Consider the following 24,779-nt stretch of genomic DNA (forward strand, 5'->3'; position numbering starts at 1 on the left):
ACATTCATTTTATAATAATCGTTAACAAAAACGAGCTACAATTTAAATTCATCAGATCATAACTAACATGACGAATAAGATACATTTCTTTTTTATTGCTCTTTTCACGTTTTTATGCTTCAGTGTTAATGCACAAGATGTTATCATAGAAAAACAAAATGGACGGCTGACGGCACCTGCTGGAGAAGAGTCAGCATTTGGAAATAAAATTCTTTACTCCAATTCAGACGACTTGATCATTACGCATAATGACCAAAAAGTTTTCACCTACCAAAGGAACAGTAATGGTGATTTTGAACTTCTAAATACAAGTTCGGATTATACCAAATACAAAGCACAAACTATCACGTTAAGAGTAAATGACGAAGGTGGTTCCACAGATATTAACTTTGTTGAAAGTGACTACAAATACACGGTCAGAGATGAAATGGAAGTCGAATTTTTTGATTATAACGAATCAACAGAATTTCCTGTAATGATAGGTTATGATGGTACAGATTGGTATTACAGGATCTATCATAATTCAATTGGAGAATATATTCACTTCAAATCTCCTGATCAATTCCCTATCTTTTATCAAAAGAGTATCAATGAATTTGGAGAATATGATCCTGATTTTAGTCAGTACCTTCCATTTAATAGTAGAATTGTTTTCGGTACAGAAAATTTATTAATTCACACAGACGGTGGAACAACTTACACTTTAACAAGAGCTAAAGATAAAGATACTGGTGAAGATATATATACAGAGATAGAATCTATTGGAGATGGAGCTATTGATGTCTACCCAAATGCAGACAACCCTGTATATGAAGCATCTTATAATGACGGCGAATCTGATCACTATTTATATTATGTATATGAAAATTGGGAAGAAGAAAGATTTGTGTTGTTTGACACTCCTTTTCCTACTTTCGAAGATTTCATCGCTAGTTCTGCACCTTATCTTCAACAATTTTCAGGCTCATACAAGAGTGAAATACCAACTGAAGAAACAACGTTATCAAGAACAATTTCAGCAATAGAGTTCAATAACGACAATCAACAACTTTTACTAGGTTTTGAAGACCAATATTTTTACCAAGGTGTAATCGAAACTTATAACCTCTCAATGGAGTTATTCGAAGCTGAAGGCACTTTATGGGATAAAAATAAAATTTATACTCCAATTAACCCTGTATCAGGTTTTGGTAGAAGCTTTGACCTAGGAGGTAATATTGCGATTGCAACAGATCAAGGTTTAGAGCTTCAAGATATTTCTACAAATACTCTTATTAACTTTGCTGGTACAAATTCACAATCTGGTGGAGTTAAGTATTTTAGTGACAACAGCTCTGTATTGGTTTGGACAGAAGATGAATTAGCCATTTACCATGAAAACACTTATTCAAAGGAAATGTCTTTGGCAAGTGTGACCACTTTCACAGATGTAATTAATGATGTAGAAATTATAGAAAATGGAGATGATTTTGTTATTCTTGTCACTTATGAAAATGATGAAGTAATACATTCATTCCGTAGTACTTTTCCAGCTTCAACAGGCTCATTTAGTCTACCTATTACACCTTTAGCAACTGTGACAAAACCTAATTCTTCTCCTGGAGCTAATCAAAATTTTATTTTCTCTCCTAGTGATTATGGTTTATTTGGTTTATCAAGAGATCTCCAAACTCTTTTTAAAATAGATTATAACTTCGAATCTGACATCCTCAATTTAAATCAAGTTGATGTTATAGCTGGTATTGAAAATGCTACGCAATTTGGTGCAGACATTGGCTTATATTCTAACTTATTCATCTCGACTTCAAATAATTACATTACTGAATATACTTTCCAATATCAAACTGAAAACGATGGTAATTGGTCCTCTACTACAACTTGGAAAAACGGATTTATACCTTTAGGCCTTGACAGTGATGTCATCAAAATCAATAATATTGTAACTAAAGATGACAACATAAATATACAAGCCTCTAAATTTGAAATTGCAACAACTGGTAATTTAACTATTCCTGAAGGCAGTACAACAACAACCAAGGTTGATGAATTTACTAATAGTGGTACTTTGAATATTGGCAACAAATCTCTATTCGAATTTCAGGCAGGTGCCAATAATACCGGTGCACAAATCTTCATAGGAAGTGATAATCAAACTGATTTCACAGGAGCACTTTTTATCTTCATTCAATATGACAATGACCCTCGAATTTTTGTAAACGATGGACTCATAACAATTAATGAAAGTGGATATTTTAGTATAGGAGGTAATTGGAAAAATAGTGCCGCTAACAATATTACATTTACTTACGATGCTTTAGAAAATGATTATGAGTACGCTACTCTTGAAATTTATGGAGAAGAGCATGATATGAATGTTGATTTAATCGAAGTCTCTATCCCTAATCTTACTTTCTACAATTATTCAGGAGACCTTTCAGTAAATGGCGATCTTCATGTACGCCACCAAATTTCAGCAGATGGTGAAAATGATTATATAAATACTGAAAGTGCAAACCTTTTCATTGACGCACCTATTTATGATAATGATAATGTTTATTTAAGTATATCAGACCTCACATTCAATAATCTTGTAATTAATGATGAAAGACATTATGCTGATTACTATGGTTATATTTCAATTAAAAATCAGCTTATTTTAAATGCTGACTTTAATGCTGATGGTAATATTGATTTAGAGATTAATGAAAATGTAGAACCAATTGTAGGAGATTATGGAATTAAATACTTATCATCTGACTTACAGTTTTATTTAAATTTAAAAAACGAGCCCAGTAGTTTTTCAGTAGATATTCCATTTTTAGTTGGTGTTGGTTACGAAGTAATTAGTAATTACTTCAATCTACCTTTATCTCTTGTCGATGTTACTCCAACCTACCCTAGTGCAGCAGAAGGAGATAGTAAAATAAAAATTTATCCTAATAACTATTTTGGATCAGATGAGGAATTCTTTATCGATGATATAAATTATTATGGTTATAAAAATAGAATTTGGCATATAGACTTTGAAAATTTAGATCAGTTATCAGCCACTGCCAAAACACCATTAGATGGTGCAATTCCTTATTACATTGATGAACTAACAGATTATAACTTTGTGCTCCGTGATAATTTCCTTGAAAATCAATCACTTTTATCTGGTCATAGTTTCGTAAATGATTCAATTTCTATTGACCTTACTCTAACTTCGAATACTATAGATTTAATCTTAACTTCTTTAAAAGACCAAAAACTTTTCCATTCCATCACTGATGGTCAATGGGATTACGATGAGACTTGGGATATTTATGATACTCCATCAAGTAATGATAGTGTTGTTATACGTCATGATGTCTCAGTTCAAACATCTGGTTATCTTGGTGAAGGAGGTGAACCTACTGTAGGTGAGTTTAATGTTGAAATTCAAGAACCAATCATCATTGGCGGTATTACAAGTACTAAAGCTGTAAAAATTACTTCAAGAGATGTTGAAGGTGAAAATGTTTATGGTGACTTAAACCTTGATGATTACAATGGACCAGTATTATTTGTATGTAGTAATTTAATAATTGATGACAACTGTTCGATATCACTTTCAGATTATTCTACAATGATTTTAGATGATGTTGAAAATTATTCTGGAGGTGAAGAGCCTATTTTTGAATTTAAAAATGCATCAAACCCAACGATTAATATCAACGGTGAAATCTATATGTCAGGATCTTCATATTTAGAAATCCATAGAGATATAAATTGGAACGGTACCCTTTTCGATGATGCTAGTAGTCAATTTTCATTTTATGGTGATATTATTTCAGGATCTGAAACGCTATCAGTATCCAACCTGACATTTAATGAATTAGATACTGATGACGACCGTGTTATTAACGTTAATGTCCCAATTTCTATTAGTGATAATGGTTCTATCCAAAGTCAAGGGCAATTAGGAATTAACTTCAACAATGGTTTTTCAATGGCATCGAATGCTGTCATTAACAGCCTAGGCTATGTAACAATAAATGGTAACGCAAATGATGATACTGATATATTAAACATATACACTACTGAATATATCCCTAGTGAAGTTGAACCTGTTGTCGAAGAGCTTTCTACACCTGACAACTTCCTTAGTCTTATCATCAATGATTATGAAACTGTTAATTTCAATAACAGCTTTACTGTAGGTAAGAGTTTAACTTTCAATAATTCAAATGACAATCTAACTACTATCGAACACGATGGAGATTATATAAAAATAAATAAAGACGGTTATTCTCTAGAGTCTCCAGAAAAGATCCTTTCGCTTAATAATGTTACTTCAATTAGAGGTAACCTAGATCAAGTAACTGAATTAGAAGTTAATTGGAAAGAATTTGGTTATAATAAACCTGTATTTGATAATTCTATTTCATTTGGGAACTTTAATAGTATTGGTGATACAATATTTCTAGTTAACCCTGTTTATAATGATTTAATTGGCAACTTTGCTTTATTAGCACAACAGCCAACAGTCTTACACCGAGAAAAACAGTTGCCTGATGATTCTTTTGTTCGTACTAATACAATCAGATCTGATGAAGATTCAATATACCTCTTGATTTCAGTCAATACGCTTTCTGCTACAAGAGATACTATTTATAATGATGAGCAATTGAATGTCTATTTCAATACAGATTCAATAAGTACAGGAACTCAAGTTACATCAGTTGAATTAGATAGAGGAGGTACAAAAGTAAGAGCATATTCTTTCCCTAAGAGTGCTTTTCCAGACCTAAACACAAATCTCTATCAAAATGTGGAATTCTCAATTGCTTTAGAACATGATTCCGTTACAAATTCTGAAACTACAAAAGTACCTATTACTTTCTTGAATATTCCTAGTGGATATATCCATGAAGTGGACAGAGAACCTTTAGTTAATTTCATCAATGAATTAGAATTCATCAATGATGGAAGTGTTTTCACTGAGTTTGGATGGGAAGCTGATAGTATTACTTCACTATTTAATAATGGTACAGTGTCATCTTTGAAAGGTCTTGCTGATTACATTGTTCTAAATGGCGAAGGGCGAGTTCTAAGTATTGATTTTAGTAATAAAAATATCAGCGGTGTAAGCTTTGCACAGCTCTCTCCTGTTATTACACCTAGTTCAGAAGGCGAAGAAATCATCTTAACTGACACTGAGTTATTAAATGTGCCTGTATTAGGCATGGAGTATTTAGATACTGTAACACTAGAAGATAATTATTTAGATTTTTCTGATTTAAGTGTCTATGGTGAGGGTGACTTTGATTATAACTTAGAATACACTACTCCTGCTTCACCGTTTGATTCTTATAGCTTTAACTTTAAGAGAGATCTCTCTCAGGCATTTTATACTTTCAATACTGGAAATACATACTCATTTGATGCTATTTCAGTTGTAAATGTAGATGATCCTGGTGAAGTAATCACGATTAATGCAGAAGAAAGCGGAGAGTATACCTTTACATTTGATTATTCTAGTAAAGCTGAAGGCTCTCATAATTATATCATTACAATTGAAAATACGGGTGGTTTTACCAATCTAAACAGTGTACCTGAATTAGAATTTGCTTTAAGTGCAACCATAGAAGACGGAGAGGTAGAGAAAACAATACTCTTTAATTTCTTAACAGCTCTTGGTGGTTATGAATCAATCTCTATGGCAGATAATATGCGTGATTGGGCTGATCCAAATGATTTTAAAATTGATCAATTTGGATATGTAAAGGAAATTAATATCAGTAATTTAAACCTCACAAGCGTTCCATCTGAGATCCATAATTTCACAGCTCTTGATGAACTAAATGTAAGTACCAACCAACTATTCTTTGATGACATCGATGCCTTAGTTGCTGGTTTTGCAGGTATGGAATCTCCTGTAAATATTACATTAGGAACTTCTCAAACTTATATTTTTACTGCTGAAACATCTAAGATTTATAGAGGTGAAGATTCTACTTTTGTCCAAGACTTTAGTAGTTATACAGGTGAAACAGACCTTATTTATAACTGGTACTATGATGGTAGCCTTGATGCAAGTTTTACAGGCAACTCTTACACAGTTCCTAGTGAAAATGAATCATACAATAACAAGAAGCTTGAGTTAATATTAGCTCACAATAATTATGATGGTTTAGAAATCAAAGTAGCAGATTATACTTTTGAATACTCTCTAGGCCGTGAAGACTCTGTTACACTTTATAACATATTAGTTGAAATTGGTGCTACACCTGACCTTACTCAGAACATGAGACAATGGTTAGATGCAGATACAGAAATAGATGAATATGGTAGAGTTAAAGTATTGGATTTAGCAGGTTATGACCTTGCTTCTATTCCTTCGGATGTTGCTTCTCTTAATTATTTAGAAAATGTAGATATTTCTGATAACAACTTACAGGATATCACATTAAGTACGTACATCAATATCAGAGGTGAAAAAATTCAATTCAAAGTAGATGACAATCAATTATTCTTTGATGACATCTTTAGTAATATTGATTTTATTAGCAGTTACGATATACAAACCTATGATAGTTTCACCACTGAAAATGATATTATTACATATGGTGATTCTTACAGTTTTGATGGCACTATACCTGGTTTAACATTGAATTATACGTGGACCAAAGAAAGTGATAATTCTATATTATCGTCTCCTGCATTGTTTGAAGTGTTATTTATGGATCCGACATTTGCAGACAGTTATATTCTAAATGTAACTTCTAACGATGTTGCTAACCTTTCAATTGAGGTAGCAAGAGTTAACCTTGGATTTACTTTGGGACAGGAAGATTCAGTAGCCTTATATAATCTTTTTGTTGATTTGGGAATTACGCCGGATCAAAGCCTTGAAATGAGAGAATGGCTTGATCCTAATAATGATAGCATTGCAACAAAAATTGATGATTACGGTAGAGTAATTTCATTAGATTTATCAAGCAGAATGTTGTCTAGTATTCCAGCGGATGTTGCGTCATTCAATTATTTAGAGACTGCCAACTTCGCTGATAATCAATTGGAGGATATTGATCTTACAGGATACATTAATAACAATTCTCAAAATACATTATTCAATTTAGACAGTAACTACCTGTTCTTTGATGAAATCACGGCAAATAATGCATTCATCAGCAGTTACGCTATACAAACTTACAGCGGTTATGATACACTAACCGACACAGTTACTTATGGTGCTAGCTTTACTTATGATGGAGACCTCAATGATCAAACCTTAAATTATAGTTGGATTAAAGTCAGTGATTCTTCTCAAGTGAGCCAAACATCTGCTTTAGCAATTCCATTTATGGAAAGTCAAAATGCAGGCAGTTATAGATTAAATGTCACATCAAATAATGTAAGTGACTTGAATATTCTTACTAAACAAGTTGATTTAATTTTCACTTTAGGACAAGAAGATTCATTGCTTTTACATCAGATGTTTACAGAAATTGGTCATACCGCTTATGACCCTTCTACTGAGTTCAGAACATGGATGCCTGACAGAATTGATATTGATAATTATGGTAGAGTTACAGCTTTAAACTTAGCTCAATTCGGTATTAATAACGATGACGCTAACCTACTAAGCAGTCTGCCTTCACAATTAGGTTCTTTTGCTTACTTGACGGCATTAAATATCGAAAACAATCACCTTGACTTTGAGGATTTAGCCACTATTGATGCATTAATTGGTATCACTAGCTATACTCCACAATTGACACCTCCATTTACGGAAAGTCATTTTGTGATTCAGTACGATGAATTCTCTAAGGAATATGCATCAGATAACACAAGAGAGTACGCCTGGGTATTTAAGGGTGATACATTGAGCAAAGCCAATAATGCTTTACTTGAAGTATTCTCATTTGACCCTTCTAAAGAAGGTGTTTATCAATTGGTTGAAAGTGCTCCTTCTACCCCTTGGGATGAGTTGAAACTGACAATCGGTGAAATAACATTAAACTACCAAAGCTTGATCTCTGAAGCGGATTCAATAGCTCTACATCAGCTTTTCACTAGAATGAGTGTTGATTTTGATGACAATGAAAGAATTATTGATTGGCCAAGAATGGAATATAACCTTGACGGTCACATCACTGCTTTGTTCTTGCATGAGTTGAACGGCACGGATTCACTGCCAAACTTGATTGCTCAGTTTGATGACTTAGAAACATTGAAATTATACAACAGTAATATTTCGCATATCAGTGACAGTCTTTGGAACATCAATACACTAGAATACCTTGATTTATCAGATAATAATCTATTTGATGATGATGTTAGTGGATTGAGTAAATTGAGCAACCTGACAACGCTGTGGTTGAGTTTAAATAACCTTTCTAATATTCCAGACATCACAGGCAATTTCAGCTTAAGGTACCTGATTATGGATGACAATAATATCAGTTCAATCGGTGCTGAATTCAACAGTTTATTCAACCTCATTGACCTGTCATTCGCTGGAAATAATATCGAAAGCATTACTACTGATTTCAGTCTGTTGATCTCATTGAAGAAACTAGATTTCTCAAGAAACAACTTAACGGAATGGACAACTCAACTTCCTGAAAGTGTAGAGGAGCTTCTGTTGTATACAAATTCAATTTCTTCATTGGACAGTATTTCGAATACAATCATTCTGAATGTAGCCGATAATAAATTGTTCTATAATGACCTTGTGAATTTCCAAAAAGAGTTCTTGAATTATTCACCACAACGTTATGATGTTGTGTATGAAAACGTAGCGATGATTCAAGGAGAAAATTATAGTTTCTCGCACAACTTTGAAGATGAAGACTTGATTTATATCTGGTTTAAAGATGGTGTAATCATTGACACACTTCAAACTAAAGATATCAATCTTGTAGATATGAAAAATGCAGATGCAGGGGTATATACATGTTTCGTATCTCACCCTTACTGGACAGACCTTTCTATTCAAACTGCACAAATCAGCATTGGTATTAACTGTGGAAATGATTTGAATGTCAGCATTCAGACCAACTCAAACGAATGGTTCTGTGAAGGTGAGGATATTGATGTACAGATTGAAGCATTGAGCAGTACTGCTGACCTTACTTATATATGGTATAAAGGCGACGAACTACTTCCTTTACTTAATACGGCGGTAGTGAGTGTGCATGAAGCAGGTAAATACTCGGTGAAAATTCAGAATTCTGAAGGGTGTACTTCATTCTCTGACAGTATTGAAGTTAGAGTTTCAACGCCTATTGCTTCTCCATCGATCATCAACACAGGTGATTCTTTAACAGTTGAGACTGTTAATAATGATCTTCAATATTTCTGGTATGTAGATGGTCAGCTGATAGAAGAAAGTGGATCAATTATTCCAAAACGTGTGAGTGGTAATTACACTGTTGAGGTAGTCAATGAATCTGGCTGTTCAGAAGTGTCAAATATGATCAATGTTCTTCCTTCTGAAATCATCACCAACCTTGACGAGGAACTGCAAGAGTTGATCAGCTTGTATCCTCAACCTGCAAATCAATTGCTGAATATCTCATTTGATGCCTTTATACAGGTTGATAAAATCAGCTTGATTACAACTTCAGGCACGAAGGTAAATGTTGATTTCACTCAAAATCAAAACAGTTACGAAGTACCTACAAAAACACTGAACAATGGTATTTATTTACTAGAATTAGTGCAGAAAAATGGTCTTACTTCTTATCATAAAGTACTGATTGCCCATTAAAAAAGAAAAGCAGTAGTTCTATCCAAAAGATAGTCCTACTGCTTCAACTTTAGACTAAAAAAGAAGTCCTAGCTGCGAGCCATATGCATCTAGGACTTTAATTATATTACAGAAAACAGTATTGAGTTATGATTCTATTATTTGATAATGGATTATTCTACAGAAATCACATCAATTGATGATTTATTTGCTTTGACAGTAATATCTCTTTCTTCACCACTATGCATCGCATTCAACATTGAGAATAAACCGATTAAGAATATCAATGCTAAAATTTTTATTAATGCTTTCATGGAAAAATTATTTTTTAATTTACTATCAACTTTATAACAATTAGGAACGGGTAAAAGACAAAATAATATAAGTTTTTCTACTAATTAATTGAATAATACAACCATTATCTTCAAATAGTTCAATTCACACCCTTTATCCCAATCTGATAATTCTTCATTTTCTACTCATTTCTATTTTTTGTTCCTATTTCAAGAGTAGAATATTAACTTTCTTAAAAAAGAGAATTATATTTATTATTGAATGAAAATTAAATCACATCATCTACTCTAATATGTTGAGAATTCTCTGTCTTGTTTCATTATTAATCAGTTGCTCTTTATCTGTTTTCAGTCAAAATGATTCTACTTTGACTAAAACCTTTTTTCCAGATAAAGGAAATGCTTTACATACAGCGAAGCAAAATTTCAAAATTGCTGAGAATTGGTTGAATGAATACAACAGCCTAGACAGTGCGATCCTCTATTATGAAAAAGTAAATGCTTTTTGTTCCAATATCAGTGATGTCAATTACAAATTAGGATATTGTAACCTTCAGAAGGGCAACCTTACCTTAGCTGACTCTTTTGCTACAAAAGCTTATCAGTTAAAATCTACTTTGCCTGTTCTTTATCTTAATGCAAGAGTAAATCATTATTTAGAAAACCCCGAAAAAGCTTTAGTCTTCTACCAAAAATATTTGGAGCAGTACACCCCTACTGCTTCACCAGATAAAAAATATGTAGAACAGTTGTTCCAACATGCCAACGTAATGCTTTCTTCAAAAAATGAACAATATCAAATCAACACAATTGACAGTTTGAATTCTGAAGAGGATGAATTCTCCCCGTTATTCATTCCTAATACTTCTCAGCTTTTCTTTTCTTCCAATAAAAAATCAATGAGCAGTATCAATGAAGAAAGTATAAATATTTATTACTCATTTTTTAAAGACGGAGAATTTCAAAAAGGGAAAATTCTGAACAACAGGAGTATTAATATACGAGGTAATAGTGGTATTTCATCTATTTCAAAGTCAGGTAAGACAATGGTCATTTACCATGGTTTCAGTGTGGGCAGACTCTATTATGCTAAAATTGATTTAACGAAAGACACTAAGCTTCCCAATCATAAAAAGAAATTACCCTCTCCCATCAATAATTACTTTTATCAAGTAATTGGAGGGACCTTTACTCCTGATGGAAAAGCATTTTATTTCTCTTCAAAAAGAAAAGATGGAGTGTTCAACCTTTACTATACAAAAAGAAATGGGAAGAAATGGGTGGACCCAATTTTATTAGAGAAAATAAATTCTAAAGGGAATGAAATAGATCCTTATTTTTCAGCGAATGGAGATACGCTGTATTTCTCTTCTGACGGTCCGAATAGTATTGGCGGATATGATATTTTCCAATCTGTCAAAACCGGTGATCATAGCTGGTCAAAACCTTTTGGCTTACCAATGCCTATTAATTCAGCTTATGATGAAAAAACACCAAGTACTAATGACGATGGAAGCTTGATTTTATTTAGCTCGAATAGACCTGGAGGAAAAGGTGGTTTTGATATTTATTCTTCTTCTTATCAAAAAGAAAAAATGGAGGAGGAAGAACCTATGGTCGTATCAGAACCTCAATTCCATACTTTAGATTCTATATTGGATGAAAATTTACTAAATACTCAGTTGCATATTCTTAGCAAAAAAGATTCTAGTCAATTATCAGGTGCCAAGATTACGATTTATACTTTCCCAGAAAATATTGTATTGAGGAGAATAGTATCAGATACAAATGGTGTTGCTAAAATTAATGCAATCCCCAATGACCATACTTTTGGAGTCAATATTGTCAAAAAAGGATACGACCTCTTCTCTCTGAAAGTACATATCGACTCATTAAAGACTGATTATACGCTCTATCTTGACTCTATTGAGTTAAACCACAACATCACATTAAAAAATATCTTTTTCGATACCAACTCAAGTAAAATAAAGAAGTCTTCTTACAACGAACTTGAAAATGTTTTATCCTTCTTAAAGGTAAATTCTAATGTCGTGATTCAAATTGAAGGCTATACTGATAATACTGGAGATTATGACATCAATATGATGCTTTCTCAAAAAAGAGCGGATGCTATTGTTGCCTATCTGATTGATGCTGGTATTTCCAAAGAACGCCTTATTAGTAAAGGGTTTGGAGAGGAAAACCCTGTAGCAGATAATAAAACAGAAGAAGGGAAGGCTCAAAATAGGAGAACGGAATTCAAGGTCATTAAAAACTAATTCTACCTATTTTGTTGATCAAAGAAAATGATCCGTTATCTTCGTGAAAAATTAAAAAAAATAGAACAATGATAGTTGTAACAGGTGCTGCCGGATTTATCGGTAGCTGTATGATTTCTAGATTGAATGAAGATAACTTCAATCATATCGTTGCAGTAGACGATTTTTCATTTCCTGAGAAAAATAAAAACCTTGAAGGAAAAAAAATCTTAGAGAAAGTGGAAAGAGAAGAATTCTTTGAGTGGTTGGATAAAAATCACTTGGAAGTTGAATTTATCTTTCACTTAGGAGCTAGAACAAGTACAGCTGAATTCAATAGAGATATTCTTGCTCATTTGAATACTGATTACACAAAGAAAATGTGGAATGCTACTATTAAGTACGCTATTCCATTAGTTTATGCTTCTTCTGCTGCTACTTATGGTTTAGGTGAGTTAGGATATGAAGACAGCGAAACTATTATTCCTGATTTGAAACCTTTGAATCCTTATGGTGAGTCAAAGAATGAGTTTGATATCTGGGCTTTAGGTCAAGAAAAGAAACCTATGTTCTGGGCTGGCTTGAAGTTCTTCAATGTATATGGACCAAATGAATTCCATAAAGAAAGAATGGCTTCAGTGGTTTTCCACGCTTTCAATCAGATCAGCAAAACGGATGGAATGAAACTTTTCCAATCGCATAACCCTGATTACAAAGATGGCGAGCAACAAAGAGATTTCGTTTACGTGAAAGATGTCGTGGAAATCATGATGTTCTTGATGTACCACCGTCAAGCGAAAAATTCAGGTATTTATAATGTGGGTACTGGTGAGGCTAGAACATTCTTAGATCTTACTAAAGCTACTTTTAAAGCGATGGGTAAAGAAGAAAATATTTCTTATATCCCTACTCCTGAAGATATCAGAGATAAATACCAATACTTTACTGAAGCAACTATGGAAAAGCTCAAAAAGATTGGTTATGACAAGCCTTTCACTTCTTTGGAAGAAGGTGTGGAAGATTATGTGAAAAATTATTTGATGGGTACAACACGTTACTAATCATCAATAGATATACTAAAAATGCCTTCGTTTTCGATATTGAAAGCGAAGGCATTTTTTATTTTATAGAAAGTCGATTAATAACTATGTTCGTCTAACTTCACTTTTCCCCAGAAAACTCTGTATACAATAAAGGTATAAGCCAAAACCAGAGGTGTTCCTATGGCGGCAATTGTTAGCATCAAACCTAACCCCTTTTGAGAAGCTGCTGCATTATAAATTGTAATAGAATTATTAGGGTCATTCGGTGCAATCAATAAATTAGGATAAAGTTGAACTGCTACCAATATCAAAAGTAAACTGAAAGTAAGAGATGAAAATACAAACGCCTGCATGTACTTTTGCTTCCTTGCTAAACGTGGTATGTTCGCAATCCCCAAAATTGCAATCAGAGGTAAGAAAAACAAAGTAGGGTGATCTTTAAAACGCTCAGCAAGATGCGGTTGAAAAATAAGCGTAAATACACTGAGTATACCAAACATGATGATAAAACCAATCATACATTTCTCCAGCATTTTCACCACTTTATCAAATAGCTTTCCTTCTGTTTTCAAAGTGAGATAAATGGCGCCGTGCATCATCATCAATGCCAAACTTGTTAACCCCACAAGAATCGAAAACGGATTTAAGAACATCAATAAATTAGGCTCGATAGCTTCATAATTTGAGTCTAAAGGAAAACCTTTCAAGACATTTCCTAAAACGACACCTAATAGAAAGGCAATCATCCCACTAGAAATACTATAAGAAACATCCCACATTGTTCTCCACCATTTCATCTCCTCTTTACTTCTAAACTCAATAGAAATTGCTCTTAAAATAATAAACATAATAAAGAGCATAAATGGAATATACATGGCTGAAAATAGCGTTGCATAGAAAACTGGAAAACCTGCAAATAAGGTGCCTCCACCAATTACGAGCCATACTTCATTACCATCCCATACTGGACCTACCGCATTTAAGGCAATACGTCTGTTTTGATCTCCTTTTATAAATAAGTGCATTGCACCTGCTCCTAAATCGAAGCCATCCAATATGCCATATCCTGAGAATAAAGCGCCTACTACCAAAAACCAAAGCGTAGGGTAATCTAATCCTAAAAATGTTTCCATGGTTGTATTTATTTATTCTGAGAAAAAGTCATTAATGCCTTGCTGATGAGGGCGGTGATCAATTAAATGCGTATCTGAAGGACCATGTTTGATCTTCTTATTCAATAAGTAAATAAAGAGGATAAACAATAGTGTATAGACAAATGTAAACATGATCAATGAGAATAATACTTGATCCGCTTGAACTGCTTTTGACAAAGCATCTGATGTTCTTAGTAAGCCATACACTACCCAAGGTTGTCTTCCCATTTCAGCCGCAAACCATCCAAACTGATTGGCTAACTGAGGCAATATTACAGCAAAAACGAATACCCATAAAAGCCACTTCTGTTCAAATAACTTTCCTCTAATCCAATAAAAAGTACCTAAAACAGAAAGACCTATCAGCATCATTCCTATACCTACCATTAAATGGTAAAACTGGAAGACTGCATTGATTTGCGTAGGGATTTCATCTTCAGGGAAAGCATCTAATCCGTCTACTTTTCCATCAAAATCAAATTGAGTCAAGAAGGCTAATCCTCCAGGGACTTTCACACCATACACTTCTTTGCTTTCTTGGTCTACCCAACCGAACAGATATAAATCAGCAGAGTGATCAGTATAGTAATGACCTTCAAAAGCGGCCAATTTAGCCGGTTGATTTACTGCCACTCCATCTGCCGACATATGTCCTAAAAACAATTGTACAAATGAGAAAACTGTAGCGGCAATTAAACCTAATTTAATACCTAATTTTGAAATATCTTGATGCCTATCTCTTACCAAATAATAGGCATGCACACTGATAAAAAGGAAGGCTCCTGCTAAGAAAGCTCCTACCCAAACGTGTAAAATTCTTTCTACACTTGATGGATTAAAAACCATCTCCCAAAAGTCTGTGATTTCGGCTCTTGCTTCCATCCCTTCTCCTACTATTTTGTACCCTGCCGGTGTCTGTTGCCAGCTGTTAGCGACTACAATCCAAATTGCTGAAAACATGGAACCAAAGAAGACCCCTACTGTCGACATAAAATGAACTTTAGGGCTTACCTTATTCCAACCAAAAAGTAAAATTCCTAAGAAACTACTTTCCAATGCAAAGGCAAAAATTCCTTCTGCTGCTAATGCTGAACCAAAAATATCACCAACATACCTGGAATAGGTGGCCCAATTGGTACCAAACTCAAACTCCATCACAATACCGGTGGCTACCCCGATACCAAAAGTCAAAGCAAATATTTTCACCCAAAAACGGGTCAAAACTTCATACCTCTGATCTTTTGTCTTTAAAAATAATCCTTCTGAAATTACCAACATCAATCCAATACCAATACTCAAAGGCGGATAGATGTAATGAAATGAAACGGTAAACGCAAACTGAATTCTTGATAGTATTTCTACATCCATAGTTAGGCTATATCATAGTGTTTTTACTTTACTAACTTAATCAACTTTTAGTTTATAACCTTTGTTTTTTGATAGTAAAGTGGAAAATGCTGTTGAACATTTAAAATTGGACAACAGCTTACATGTTTGTGCCGCAAAATTACTGTAATTTATTCAAAGAGGAAGCTTATTATAGAATGTTTGCTTTTATTGATATTTAAGGACAATAGCTGACTAGTTTTCTTTTATTTTGGGGAAATAAAAAATGCGATTTCATGACCTGAAACCGCATTATACTTACTCATTTTGGATTTATGATTTTTACTTACCAAGTTGTAGAGCTTAAATCAACTGCAGCTCTAAGAATATCTCTTCTCGATACTTGACCGATTAATTTTCCATTTTTTGTGATCGGATATCTTCTGAAGGAAGAGTTCTCGAACAACATTGCTACTTCCACTACATCTTTATCTGCGGAAATAGAACTTACAGCTTTTGTCATGTAGTCTTTTACTCTACCTTGACTTGCTGGATAATTGAGATATCTGCTTTCAAGAATGACATGCAAACAATCTTTCTCTGATAACATTCCCACCAAATCTCCATCTTCATTGACAACTGGAGCACCTGAAATTTTCTTTTCAACTAGTACTTCCATTGCTTCTTCGATATGCTGTTCGGGAGTAAATACAATCAGTTGTTTAGTCATATACTTCTCTACACTAGGGTAAGGTTTTACGTCATGCGGATTTTCGAGTACTCTTTTGGGTGTAAAATTCATTTTAGTAATTATTTAGTGGTTATATGATGAGCGATTAATACGATAATAGAAAAAATCTCTACTAATAATCTTATTCAGTCTCATAATATACACATTATCAGCATGAAAAGCTAATTTCAACACCAAATAATACAGATGTATGGGTTTTAGACTATTGTGTAATAATAATGACCGCTTACTCAAAAATCTTTAATAATTCACTTCTGTAACTCTGCCCCACCGGCAACTCCACTTCTCCCAAACCCAATACATTTCCTTCCAATGTTTCTATCTCATCTACATTGACGATATAAGATTTATGAATTCGAATAAAGCCTTTATCAGCTAAAGAATCCTCCAATTTCTTTAAGGAGGCTAAGGCCAAAATCGTTTTATCTTTGGTATGAAAAGCCACATATTCTTTTTTCCCTTCCATATAAATCAACTTCTCAAACTTCACCTTATAAAGTTTATAATCTGCTTTAATGGTGAGGCTATCCGATTTTGTTTCTATATAGGAAGTTGTTTGAGGTTCAGGGTGATGCTCCTCTTCTTTTGTTTGATGATTAGATTTTATCAATTCAAACTGTTCAATTACTTTATTGATCGTTTGTAAGAAACGTGGTAACGTAATAGGTTTCAAGAGATAATCAAATGCGTTCAACTCAAAACCTTTGATTGCATATTCAGAATAAGCTGTTGTAAAAACAATCATAGGTCGCTTGGCTTGCATCGTCTCTACAAACTCAATTCCAGATAAATTAGGCATTTGAATATCCAAGAAGAGCAGATCCACATCATTACTCTGCATAAATGTCATGGCCTCAATCGCATTTTTAAATGTCCCTAGCACTTCCAACTGAGGAACTTTTGAAGCATAATCCTTGATTAAACTTCTTGCTAAATGCTCATCATCAACAATAATTGTTTTTATCTTCATTTTAATTTCAGCTATTTTTGATTTCCAACATTACCTCAAACTCCTTTTCTCCTTCATTAATATCCAATTGATGAGCATCAGGGTAAATGAGATCCAACCGCTTCTGAACATTTTTCAATCCAATCCCCCCCACAGCAATTCTACTTACATTATCAGTAACTGTATTCTTCACTTTCAAAGTAAGTTGTTCCTCTTTCTGTTTTAACTCAATGTTCACAAATCCCTCTGGATTTTCCTCCAACCTACTGTACTTGAAAGCATTCTCTATAAAAGGTTCCAATAGCATCGGGGCTATTTTAAATTGGGGATTTTGAATATCAATAACAAAAGAGATATTCTGAAGAGATTCCGTTTTCAGCTGTTGGAAATCTATATAATTATGTAGATAAGTAATGTCTTTTTCTAAAGCTACAATTTCTTCATTGCAATCATAAAGCAAATAACGTAACATCTCTGAGAGCTTTGCAATATTATCAGTTGCTTGAGGCATTTGCATGTAAGACATACTGTAAATATTATTCAAGGCATTGAACAAGAAATGAGGGTTAATCTGAGATCTTAAAAACTTCAACTCCGCTTCGATCTTTCCTTGCACCAATTCTTTTTTCTTCTGACGCTCTCGTTCATCATAACTACTCAGTTTTAAAACAGTACTTACAAGAATTGAAATTAGAATAAATACACTTCCAAAACCAAAAGGCCAAATCCATTCAAAGGTCAATTGTCCATTTAGTTTTTCTTTCAATTCTAAATGTTCGGCAAAAAACAATTCAGGATCTAATAAATGGAATGTTTCTCTACTAAGAAATAATAATATTTTGATGGCTATGATATATAATACAATAGCGGCTATAACATAGAATAAATTGAGATTTCTCTTGATTAATAATTGAGGAACAAGTAATTCAATATTGGTAACAACTACAAAAAGAAAAATACCTGTTGTGATAGTAGCACGGATCAAGGCAAACTGAACACCCAACCAGAAATCTGTACTTAAAAGAAATATAAACAAAGCAATGGTACATAAGGGGAGTACCGCTTTACTTGGTATAGAAAAGTTAAATCGTTCCTTCATTGAAATATATTTTACTTCAAAAGAATAGATATAAAAATTAAAAAAATAGTTCAATCAACAAAACTTCATTTTTTATCGATAAATAACACGATTTCCTCAACGAACGTGGTCATTGATAGAATATCACATTTCATAGAAAGGTTACAGAGGTTGGTTGATTTAATTATGTGTCTGCATTTTGAATGTTTTACTTCGAGCTTGAAAATAAATCAAAACATTATCAAACTATCTAATTTTTATGTCTCGTAAACATCTTATCACTATTGTAGGCATTATCGTTCTTATAGGCGTCGCTAGCTTCAGTTCGTATACAATGCTCAAGAACAAGCCTGTTCCCGCTAAAGGTATTAAGAAAGAGAAAGTGTTATCTATCAAAGCTGAAAAAGCGAATTTTGTTACAGTAGAAAATAATCAGACCTATCACGGTAGAGTCAATGCAGCGAAAACATACATTCTTTCTACGGAAGTTGCCGGAAGAATTATGAATACTAATGTTGCATTAAAAGAAGGTAATACGTTTAGAAAAGGACAAAAATTAGTACATATTTTCAGCAGTGACATTGAAGCTACATTAAAATCTCAGAAAAGTAGTTTTATGAATACAATTGCTTCCATCCTTCCAGATATTAAAATTGATTATAAAGCTGAATATGAGAAATGGTATGGTTTCTTTAAGCAAGTAAATATTGCTGAACCCCTTCCTGCACTTCCTACTATCAACTCTGATCAAGAGCGTTTATTCTTAGCTTCAAGAAATTTGATTACAGAATATTACTCTATCAAACAATCAGAAATCAACCTTGCTAAATATAATATTTATGCCCCTTTCAACGGTACATTCAAATCAGTTCGTTTAGAAGCGGGTTCTATTGCTTCGCCAGGAGCGGAAATTGGGATCATCAGCCAAACGGATGCATTAGAAGTGATTGTAGAGGTTGAACCTAAAAATGCGAAGTGGATCAAATCAGGTGATAAAGTAAATGTGGTAACCGAATCTGAAGATCATTCTGCTATTACTGGAAAAGTGATTCGTAAAGCGAAAATTGTTGACCCACAATCTCAGACTATTAAAATCTATGTTAGAATCAGTCCTAAAAGCAATGACATGATTTATGAAGGGCAGTTTGTATATGTGGAATTTAAAGGAGGCGAATTAAAAGATGTAGTAGAGTTACCAAGAGAGGCTATTACGGATTCTAAATTCATTTTTGTGGTACAAGACCACCAATTAAAGCAGAAAGAAATTGACATCATCAAAACAAATGGTGATAGCTATTATATCAAAGGTGTTTCTTCTGATGACGTGATCGTAACCGAATCCGTTTTCAATGGAAAAGAAGGAATGAAAGTAAATATCAGAAGCTAATCACTACGCATTATAATCCAATATGAAAAAGCTTATCACAACATTTGTGGAGAAACCTTTCTATGCACATATGTCATTACTTCTTATCGTTTTGTTAGGAGGTATTGCCACTTACAGCATGAGAAAGGCGTCTTTCCCGCTTATCGAATCACGTATCATTACAGTATCTGTAATGTATCAAGGTGCTTCTCCAAAAGAAATGGACGAGGGAGTAACTACCTTGATTGAAAATGAAATCAGAGGTATTCCTGGTATTAAAGAAACCCGTTCCGTTTCTGCAGAAAATATGGCTACGGTAACAGTCACTACTGAAGCCAAAGCAGATATTGATGAGGTACTAACGGATGTAAAAAATGCAGTAGATGGTATTTCTAACTTCCCTGCCGGTGCTGAAAAGCCTTCGGTTTCGAAAACAAGAGCCACAACAAGTGCGATGTTTTTGGACCTTAAAGGTGATAATTTAAGAGATCTGAAAAACTATGCACAACGTATAGAAGATGATTTCCTAGCTTCTGGTAAGATCTCTCAGATTGCCATTTCAGGTTTTCCAAATACAGAGATTTCGGTAGAAGTGGATGAAGATTTATTACGCCGTTACAACATCAGTATTGACGATATCAAAACTGCTATTTCAAATAACAACCTTGATATAACGGGTGGTACTATCAAGAATGAAAGAGAAGAAATTGCGGTATTAGCAAGATACCGTTCTTCTGATCCTGAAGATATAAAAGATATTGTAGTAAGAGCTACAGCAGATGGACGTGTAATTAAAGTAGGTGATTTAGCTAATGTGCATTACCAATTTGCAGATGTTCCAAATGCGGTTTGGATGAATGGTAAAAATGCTATTTCAATTCAAATCAGTAAACTACATACAGAAGATTTACAAAATATTTCGGAGTACATCAATGAGTACAAAGAAGAGTTTAACGCTTCACATGATGATGCTGAATTGATTATTGGTTTCGATTTCCTTTCAGTTGTAAATACACGTTTAGATACATTGGTTGAAAATGGCCTATTAGGTATTATCCTGGTAGTAATCACCCTTTCATTGTTCTTAAGTTTCCGCCTATCATTATGGGTAGCTTGGGGTATTCCATCATCTTTCCTTGGCATGTTTATTTTTGCCAGTATGCTGGGTGTTACATTAAACATGATCTCCCTTTTCGGCATGATCTTGATTATTGGTATCCTTGTGGACGATGGTATCGTAATCGGTGAAAACATCTTTACACATTATGAAATGGGTAAGTCTCCAATCAACGCCGCTATTGATGGTACGATGGAGGTAATCCCTGCCGTATTTACATCAGTATCTACAACGATCATCGCCTTTTTCCCATTCCTGTTCTTAGAATCTGGATTAGAAATGATGGCAGAAATGGCACTGGTGGTGATTCTCTGTTTATTGTTCTCACTTTTTGAAGGAATGTTCCTTTTACCTGCTCACGTGAGTTCACCAAAGGTATTAACACCAAGAAAAGATAAATCAAAATTCAATAAAGTACGTAAAGCACTCGACAGTGTGATCTTTACTTTCAGAGATAAACTTTATGTACCAGTTCTTAAGTTTTTACTAGATCACAAATGGTTTGGACTTTCAATTCCTGCTGCCGCGATTATTATTACAGTGGGTTTAATTGGAGGTAGAGTGATTGAATTGACATTCTTCCCTTCTCCTCCCGGTGACTTCTTTAATATTGACTTGGCTTTAAAACCTGGTATTCATCAAGACACTACAAAAACGTATTTGATGCGTTATGAAGATGCCGTATGGGAAGCAAATGAGGCATTGAAGAAAGAATATGATACAGATTTCGAATTCTTTGAACATACATTTGTGAGTTTAGGTAGTGCCTTCAGTGGTTCTGAAAGTGGCACACACACCGGTTCGGTTTTCGTAATTATGGAAGACCTGACTGACTCCCCTATCGATGCTTCTACCATCAAAGCAAAAGTAAACGAAATCATTGGTGAAGAACCTACAGCTCGTAAACTTTCTGTTGGTGCCAACAACATGTGGGGTGCTCCGGTATCCATCAGTTTGCTAGGGTATAATTATGAAGAACTAGAAGAAGCGTCTGAATACCTTAAAGCAGAATTGAACGAGCATACTTCCCTTTACAATGTGATGGACAACAATCAGATTGGTGGGCAGGAAATTCGTTTACGTCTGAAACCAAAGGCTTATGCATTAGGCTTTACAGAGGCTTCATTGATGTCTCAAGTAAGAAATGGTTTCTTTGGTGCTGAAGCACAACGTTTGCAAGTCAATAAAGATGAAATCAGAATTTATGTAAGATATAAGAAAGAGAACCGAAGTACGTTGGGTGATCTTGAAAGAATGCGTATCCGTACTGTTGAAGGTTTATATCCTCTTTCATTATTGGCTGATTTTAATGTAACTCGTGGACCTGTTGCTATTAACCATTACAATGGAGAAAAGGAAATAAAAGTAGACGCTTACATGCTGAATGCTCAAGATCCTGTTATTCCAATTATTGAAGATTTAGAAAAAACGGTATTGCCAGAAATGGGTGGCTTGTTCTCTTCTGTAAGATATGAATATCAAGGGCAATTGAAGAGTTCAAAAGAAGATTCTCAAGAATTAGTCAATACATACGCCATTGCCTTCTTATTGATCATTATGATTTTAATGTTGCACTTCCGCTCATTCACTCAGGCCGGAATTGTATTAGCCATGATTCCTCTAGGTATTATTGGTGCAATGTGGGGACACGGTATTGAAGGACAGACGATCTCAATGTTCAGTATGTTGGGTATGGTAGCACTTTCAGGTACTATTATCAATGACGCAGTAGTTTACCTTTCAAAATTCAATCAGGATTTACTTTCAGGAATGAAATTCGATGATGCCTTAATCAACGCCGGTAAATCAAGATTCAGACCGATCCTATTGACTACGCTGACAACTACTATTGGGCTTTACCCAATGATCTTGGAAACTTCACCACAATCAAGATTCCTTGTTCCTGTAGCCATCTCATTGGCTTACGGTATCATGATCGGTACAGTCTTCATCTTAACTATACTCCCTGTTTTGATCAAAGTGATCAATGATGCAAGAAGAGGTAAAAAATGGATTTTAACAGGTAAAAAGCCTTCAAGAGAAGAAGTGGAAAATGTCTTTACTGAAATTGAAGCATCAAAAGCAATGAAGGCAAAAGATGTACAACAGATAGAAAACATCAAAGCACTAGAGACCTATTAGATCAAAAGATATTCCCTGCTTGAATTCAATTTCAAGCAGGGATAAAAGAAAATGATAATGAAAAATATATTTATTTCGGCACTTTTGTTTCTGTTTACTTTTTCTCAGGTAACAGCTCAAGAACAAGAGGAAGTCGTTGCACAAACAATCACATTGAGCTTAGCGGATGCTATTGCTCAAGGTTTGGAGAACAATTATTCCATCCGTATTGAAGCACAAAATGTGGAAATTGCCAAAACCAATAATACATTGGAAAACGCAGGTCTATTTCCATCACTTAGTGTCAATACAGGCTGGAATCATCAATGGTCACAAGCATTAGGTTCTAGTTTAGGAAGTATTACACCCGATGTAAAAACACAGTTTACCATCTTCAATGGCTTCCAAGTGTGGATCAATAAGGCTCAATTGGAAGAACTGCAACACTTCTCTGAAGGTAATGCTCAAATTGTCATTGAAAATACTATCAAAGACATTATTGTTGGGTATTATGAGGCGTTGCTAGAACAAAATAGATTAGAAGTCGCTCAACGTTTAGCACAGCTATCACAAGAGCGTTATGATTATACTAATTCACAAAAAGAATTAGGACAAAAAGTAACCTATGATGTTTTGCAGGCTAAAGTAGCTTGGTTTGAGGATAGAAAAACAGCTTTGGAACAAAAAAATATCTTACAGGTAAAACTTCGTGAATTGAATTTTATCATGGGTGTGCCTGAAGCAGAACAAGTATTTTATAACCTCACAGAAGATTTTGAAGCAGTAGAAAAAGATTATATACTGCAAGATTTGATTGAGAGATTGAATGCTGACAACTCTACTTTAAAGAATCAGTATGTCAATCAAATTATCAAACAAAAAGACATAGAATTAGCAAAAGCCGCTTTTATGCCTCAAGTGACAGGTAATGCAAGTATTAATTATACAGATCAATATGTTGTAGGCAGTGGAATTCCAAACTTTATGGTTGATGGTATCAATGGCTCTGTAGGTGTTACACTTTCTCTTCCTATATATATGGGAGGAAGCAGAAGAAGAGCCAAGCAGATTGCCACTATCAACAAGCAAATTGCAGATATCGAAACCGCTCAAATGTCGCATAGTTTAAATAATCAAATGATGCAGGTCTATGATACTTATGTTCTTCAAAGAGAGATTTTAGATCTTGCGGAAGAGCAAGTAGCCACAGCACAATTAAACTTAGATATGTCAACTGAAAGATATAGAAACGGACAAATTAACTCCTTTAACCTTCGTGATGTTCAGATTCAATATTTGAATGCACAAAACTCTCGTTTGTCAGCCATCTTTAACTTGATAGCTACAAACACAGAGATCGTTAGATTGACCGGAGGTATTGTTGATGCTTACGGTAATCAGTAAAATTTAGATTGATTTATTTTAAATCCCAATCAGTTCTGGTTGGGATTTTTTTGTACCCTAAGTACTAAGCCAAAAATAAATGATAATTAATTCTTAGTTATTTTTTGTGAATACAACGCTCAAAAACGTATAAATAGTGGTTCTATTTAAAGTTTTTGAAAGGCAGTAATCGGAAAAAATAATATGAATTAGTGTTATATA

Annotated in this window: 12 protein-coding genes; 6 read left to right on the forward strand and 6 right to left on the reverse strand. The window is 34.0% G+C overall.

Going from position 1 to position 24,779, the window contains the following annotated elements:
* Positions 1–67 precede the first annotated feature (67 nt).
* A complete protein-coding gene (locus tag HHU12_RS07260) occupies positions 68–9,739 on the forward strand; it encodes a T9SS type A sorting domain-containing protein (protein WP_169656085.1) in 9,672 nt (3,223 codons plus the stop codon).
* 152 nt (positions 9,740–9,891) lie between these two features.
* On the opposite strand, the gene HHU12_RS07265 is transcribed toward HHU12_RS07260, so the two are convergent.
* Positions 9,892–10,032, reverse strand: coding sequence for a hypothetical protein (locus HHU12_RS07265; protein WP_169656086.1), 141 nt, complete (start codon positions 10,030–10,032; stop codon positions 9,892–9,894).
* A gap of 272 nt (positions 10,033–10,304) precedes the next feature.
* On the opposite strand from HHU12_RS07265, the gene HHU12_RS07270 reads away from it, so the two are divergent.
* Both HHU12_RS07270 and rfaD read left to right on the forward strand, forming a co-directional pair.
* The gene (locus tag HHU12_RS07270; RefSeq protein ID WP_169656087.1) at positions 10,305–12,290 is read left to right on the forward strand and encodes an OmpA family protein; all 1,986 of its coding nucleotides are present in this window, start codon (positions 10,305–10,307) and stop codon (positions 12,288–12,290) included.
* A 68-nt stretch (positions 12,291–12,358) separates the two neighbouring features.
* Positions 12,359–13,330, forward strand: coding sequence for an ADP-glyceromanno-heptose 6-epimerase (rfaD, locus tag HHU12_RS07275; protein WP_169656088.1), 972 nt, complete (start codon positions 12,359–12,361; stop codon positions 13,328–13,330).
* 77 nt (positions 13,331–13,407) lie between these two features.
* Here the strand turns inward: rfaD and cydB are convergent, their stop codons facing one another.
* From cydB to HHU12_RS07300, 5 genes are all read right to left on the reverse strand, one after another.
* Positions 13,408–14,445 (reverse strand): cytochrome d ubiquinol oxidase subunit II, encoded by a 1,038-nt coding sequence (cydB, locus tag HHU12_RS07280; RefSeq protein ID WP_169656089.1) that lies wholly within the window; start codon positions 14,443–14,445, stop codon positions 13,408–13,410.
* 12 nt (positions 14,446–14,457) lie between these two features.
* Positions 14,458–15,834 (reverse strand): cytochrome ubiquinol oxidase subunit I, encoded by a 1,377-nt coding sequence (locus HHU12_RS07285; protein WP_169656090.1) that lies wholly within the window; start codon positions 15,832–15,834, stop codon positions 14,458–14,460.
* A 304-nt stretch (positions 15,835–16,138) separates the two neighbouring features.
* Positions 16,139–16,594: a CBS domain-containing protein gene (locus tag HHU12_RS07290; protein ID WP_044208309.1), complete on the reverse strand. Its 456-nt coding sequence runs from the start codon at positions 16,592–16,594 to the stop codon at positions 16,139–16,141.
* 175 nt (positions 16,595–16,769) lie between these two features.
* Positions 16,770–17,513 (reverse strand): LytR/AlgR family response regulator transcription factor, encoded by a 744-nt coding sequence (locus HHU12_RS07295; protein ID WP_169656091.1) that lies wholly within the window; start codon positions 17,511–17,513, stop codon positions 16,770–16,772.
* A 7-nt stretch (positions 17,514–17,520) separates the two neighbouring features.
* Positions 17,521–18,591: a sensor histidine kinase gene (locus HHU12_RS07300; protein ID WP_169656092.1), complete on the reverse strand. Its 1,071-nt coding sequence runs from the start codon at positions 18,589–18,591 to the stop codon at positions 17,521–17,523.
* Positions 18,592–18,829: 238 nt separating this feature from the next.
* Between HHU12_RS07300 and HHU12_RS07305 the strand changes: the two genes are divergently transcribed.
* From HHU12_RS07305 to HHU12_RS07315, 3 genes are read left to right on the forward strand one after another with little or no spacing between them, the layout of a single operon-like run.
* Positions 18,830–19,957 (forward strand): efflux RND transporter periplasmic adaptor subunit, encoded by a 1,128-nt coding sequence (locus HHU12_RS07305; protein WP_169656093.1) that lies wholly within the window; start codon positions 18,830–18,832, stop codon positions 19,955–19,957.
* Between the two features lie 22 nt (positions 19,958–19,979).
* Positions 19,980–23,195 carry an efflux RND transporter permease subunit gene (locus tag HHU12_RS07310; RefSeq protein ID WP_169656094.1) on the forward strand — a complete coding sequence of 1,072 codons (3,216 nt, stop codon included), beginning with the start codon at positions 19,980–19,982 and terminating at the stop codon, positions 23,193–23,195.
* A 57-nt stretch (positions 23,196–23,252) separates the two neighbouring features.
* Positions 23,253–24,578 carry a TolC family protein gene (locus HHU12_RS07315; protein ID WP_169656095.1) on the forward strand — a complete coding sequence of 442 codons (1,326 nt, stop codon included), beginning with the start codon at positions 23,253–23,255 and terminating at the stop codon, positions 24,576–24,578.
* The last annotated feature ends 201 nt before the right edge of the window (positions 24,579–24,779 follow it).

The sequence above is a fragment of the Flammeovirga aprica JL-4 genome (assembly GCF_012844305.1).
Lineage (GTDB): Bacteria > Bacteroidota > Bacteroidia > Cytophagales > Flammeovirgaceae > Flammeovirga > Flammeovirga aprica.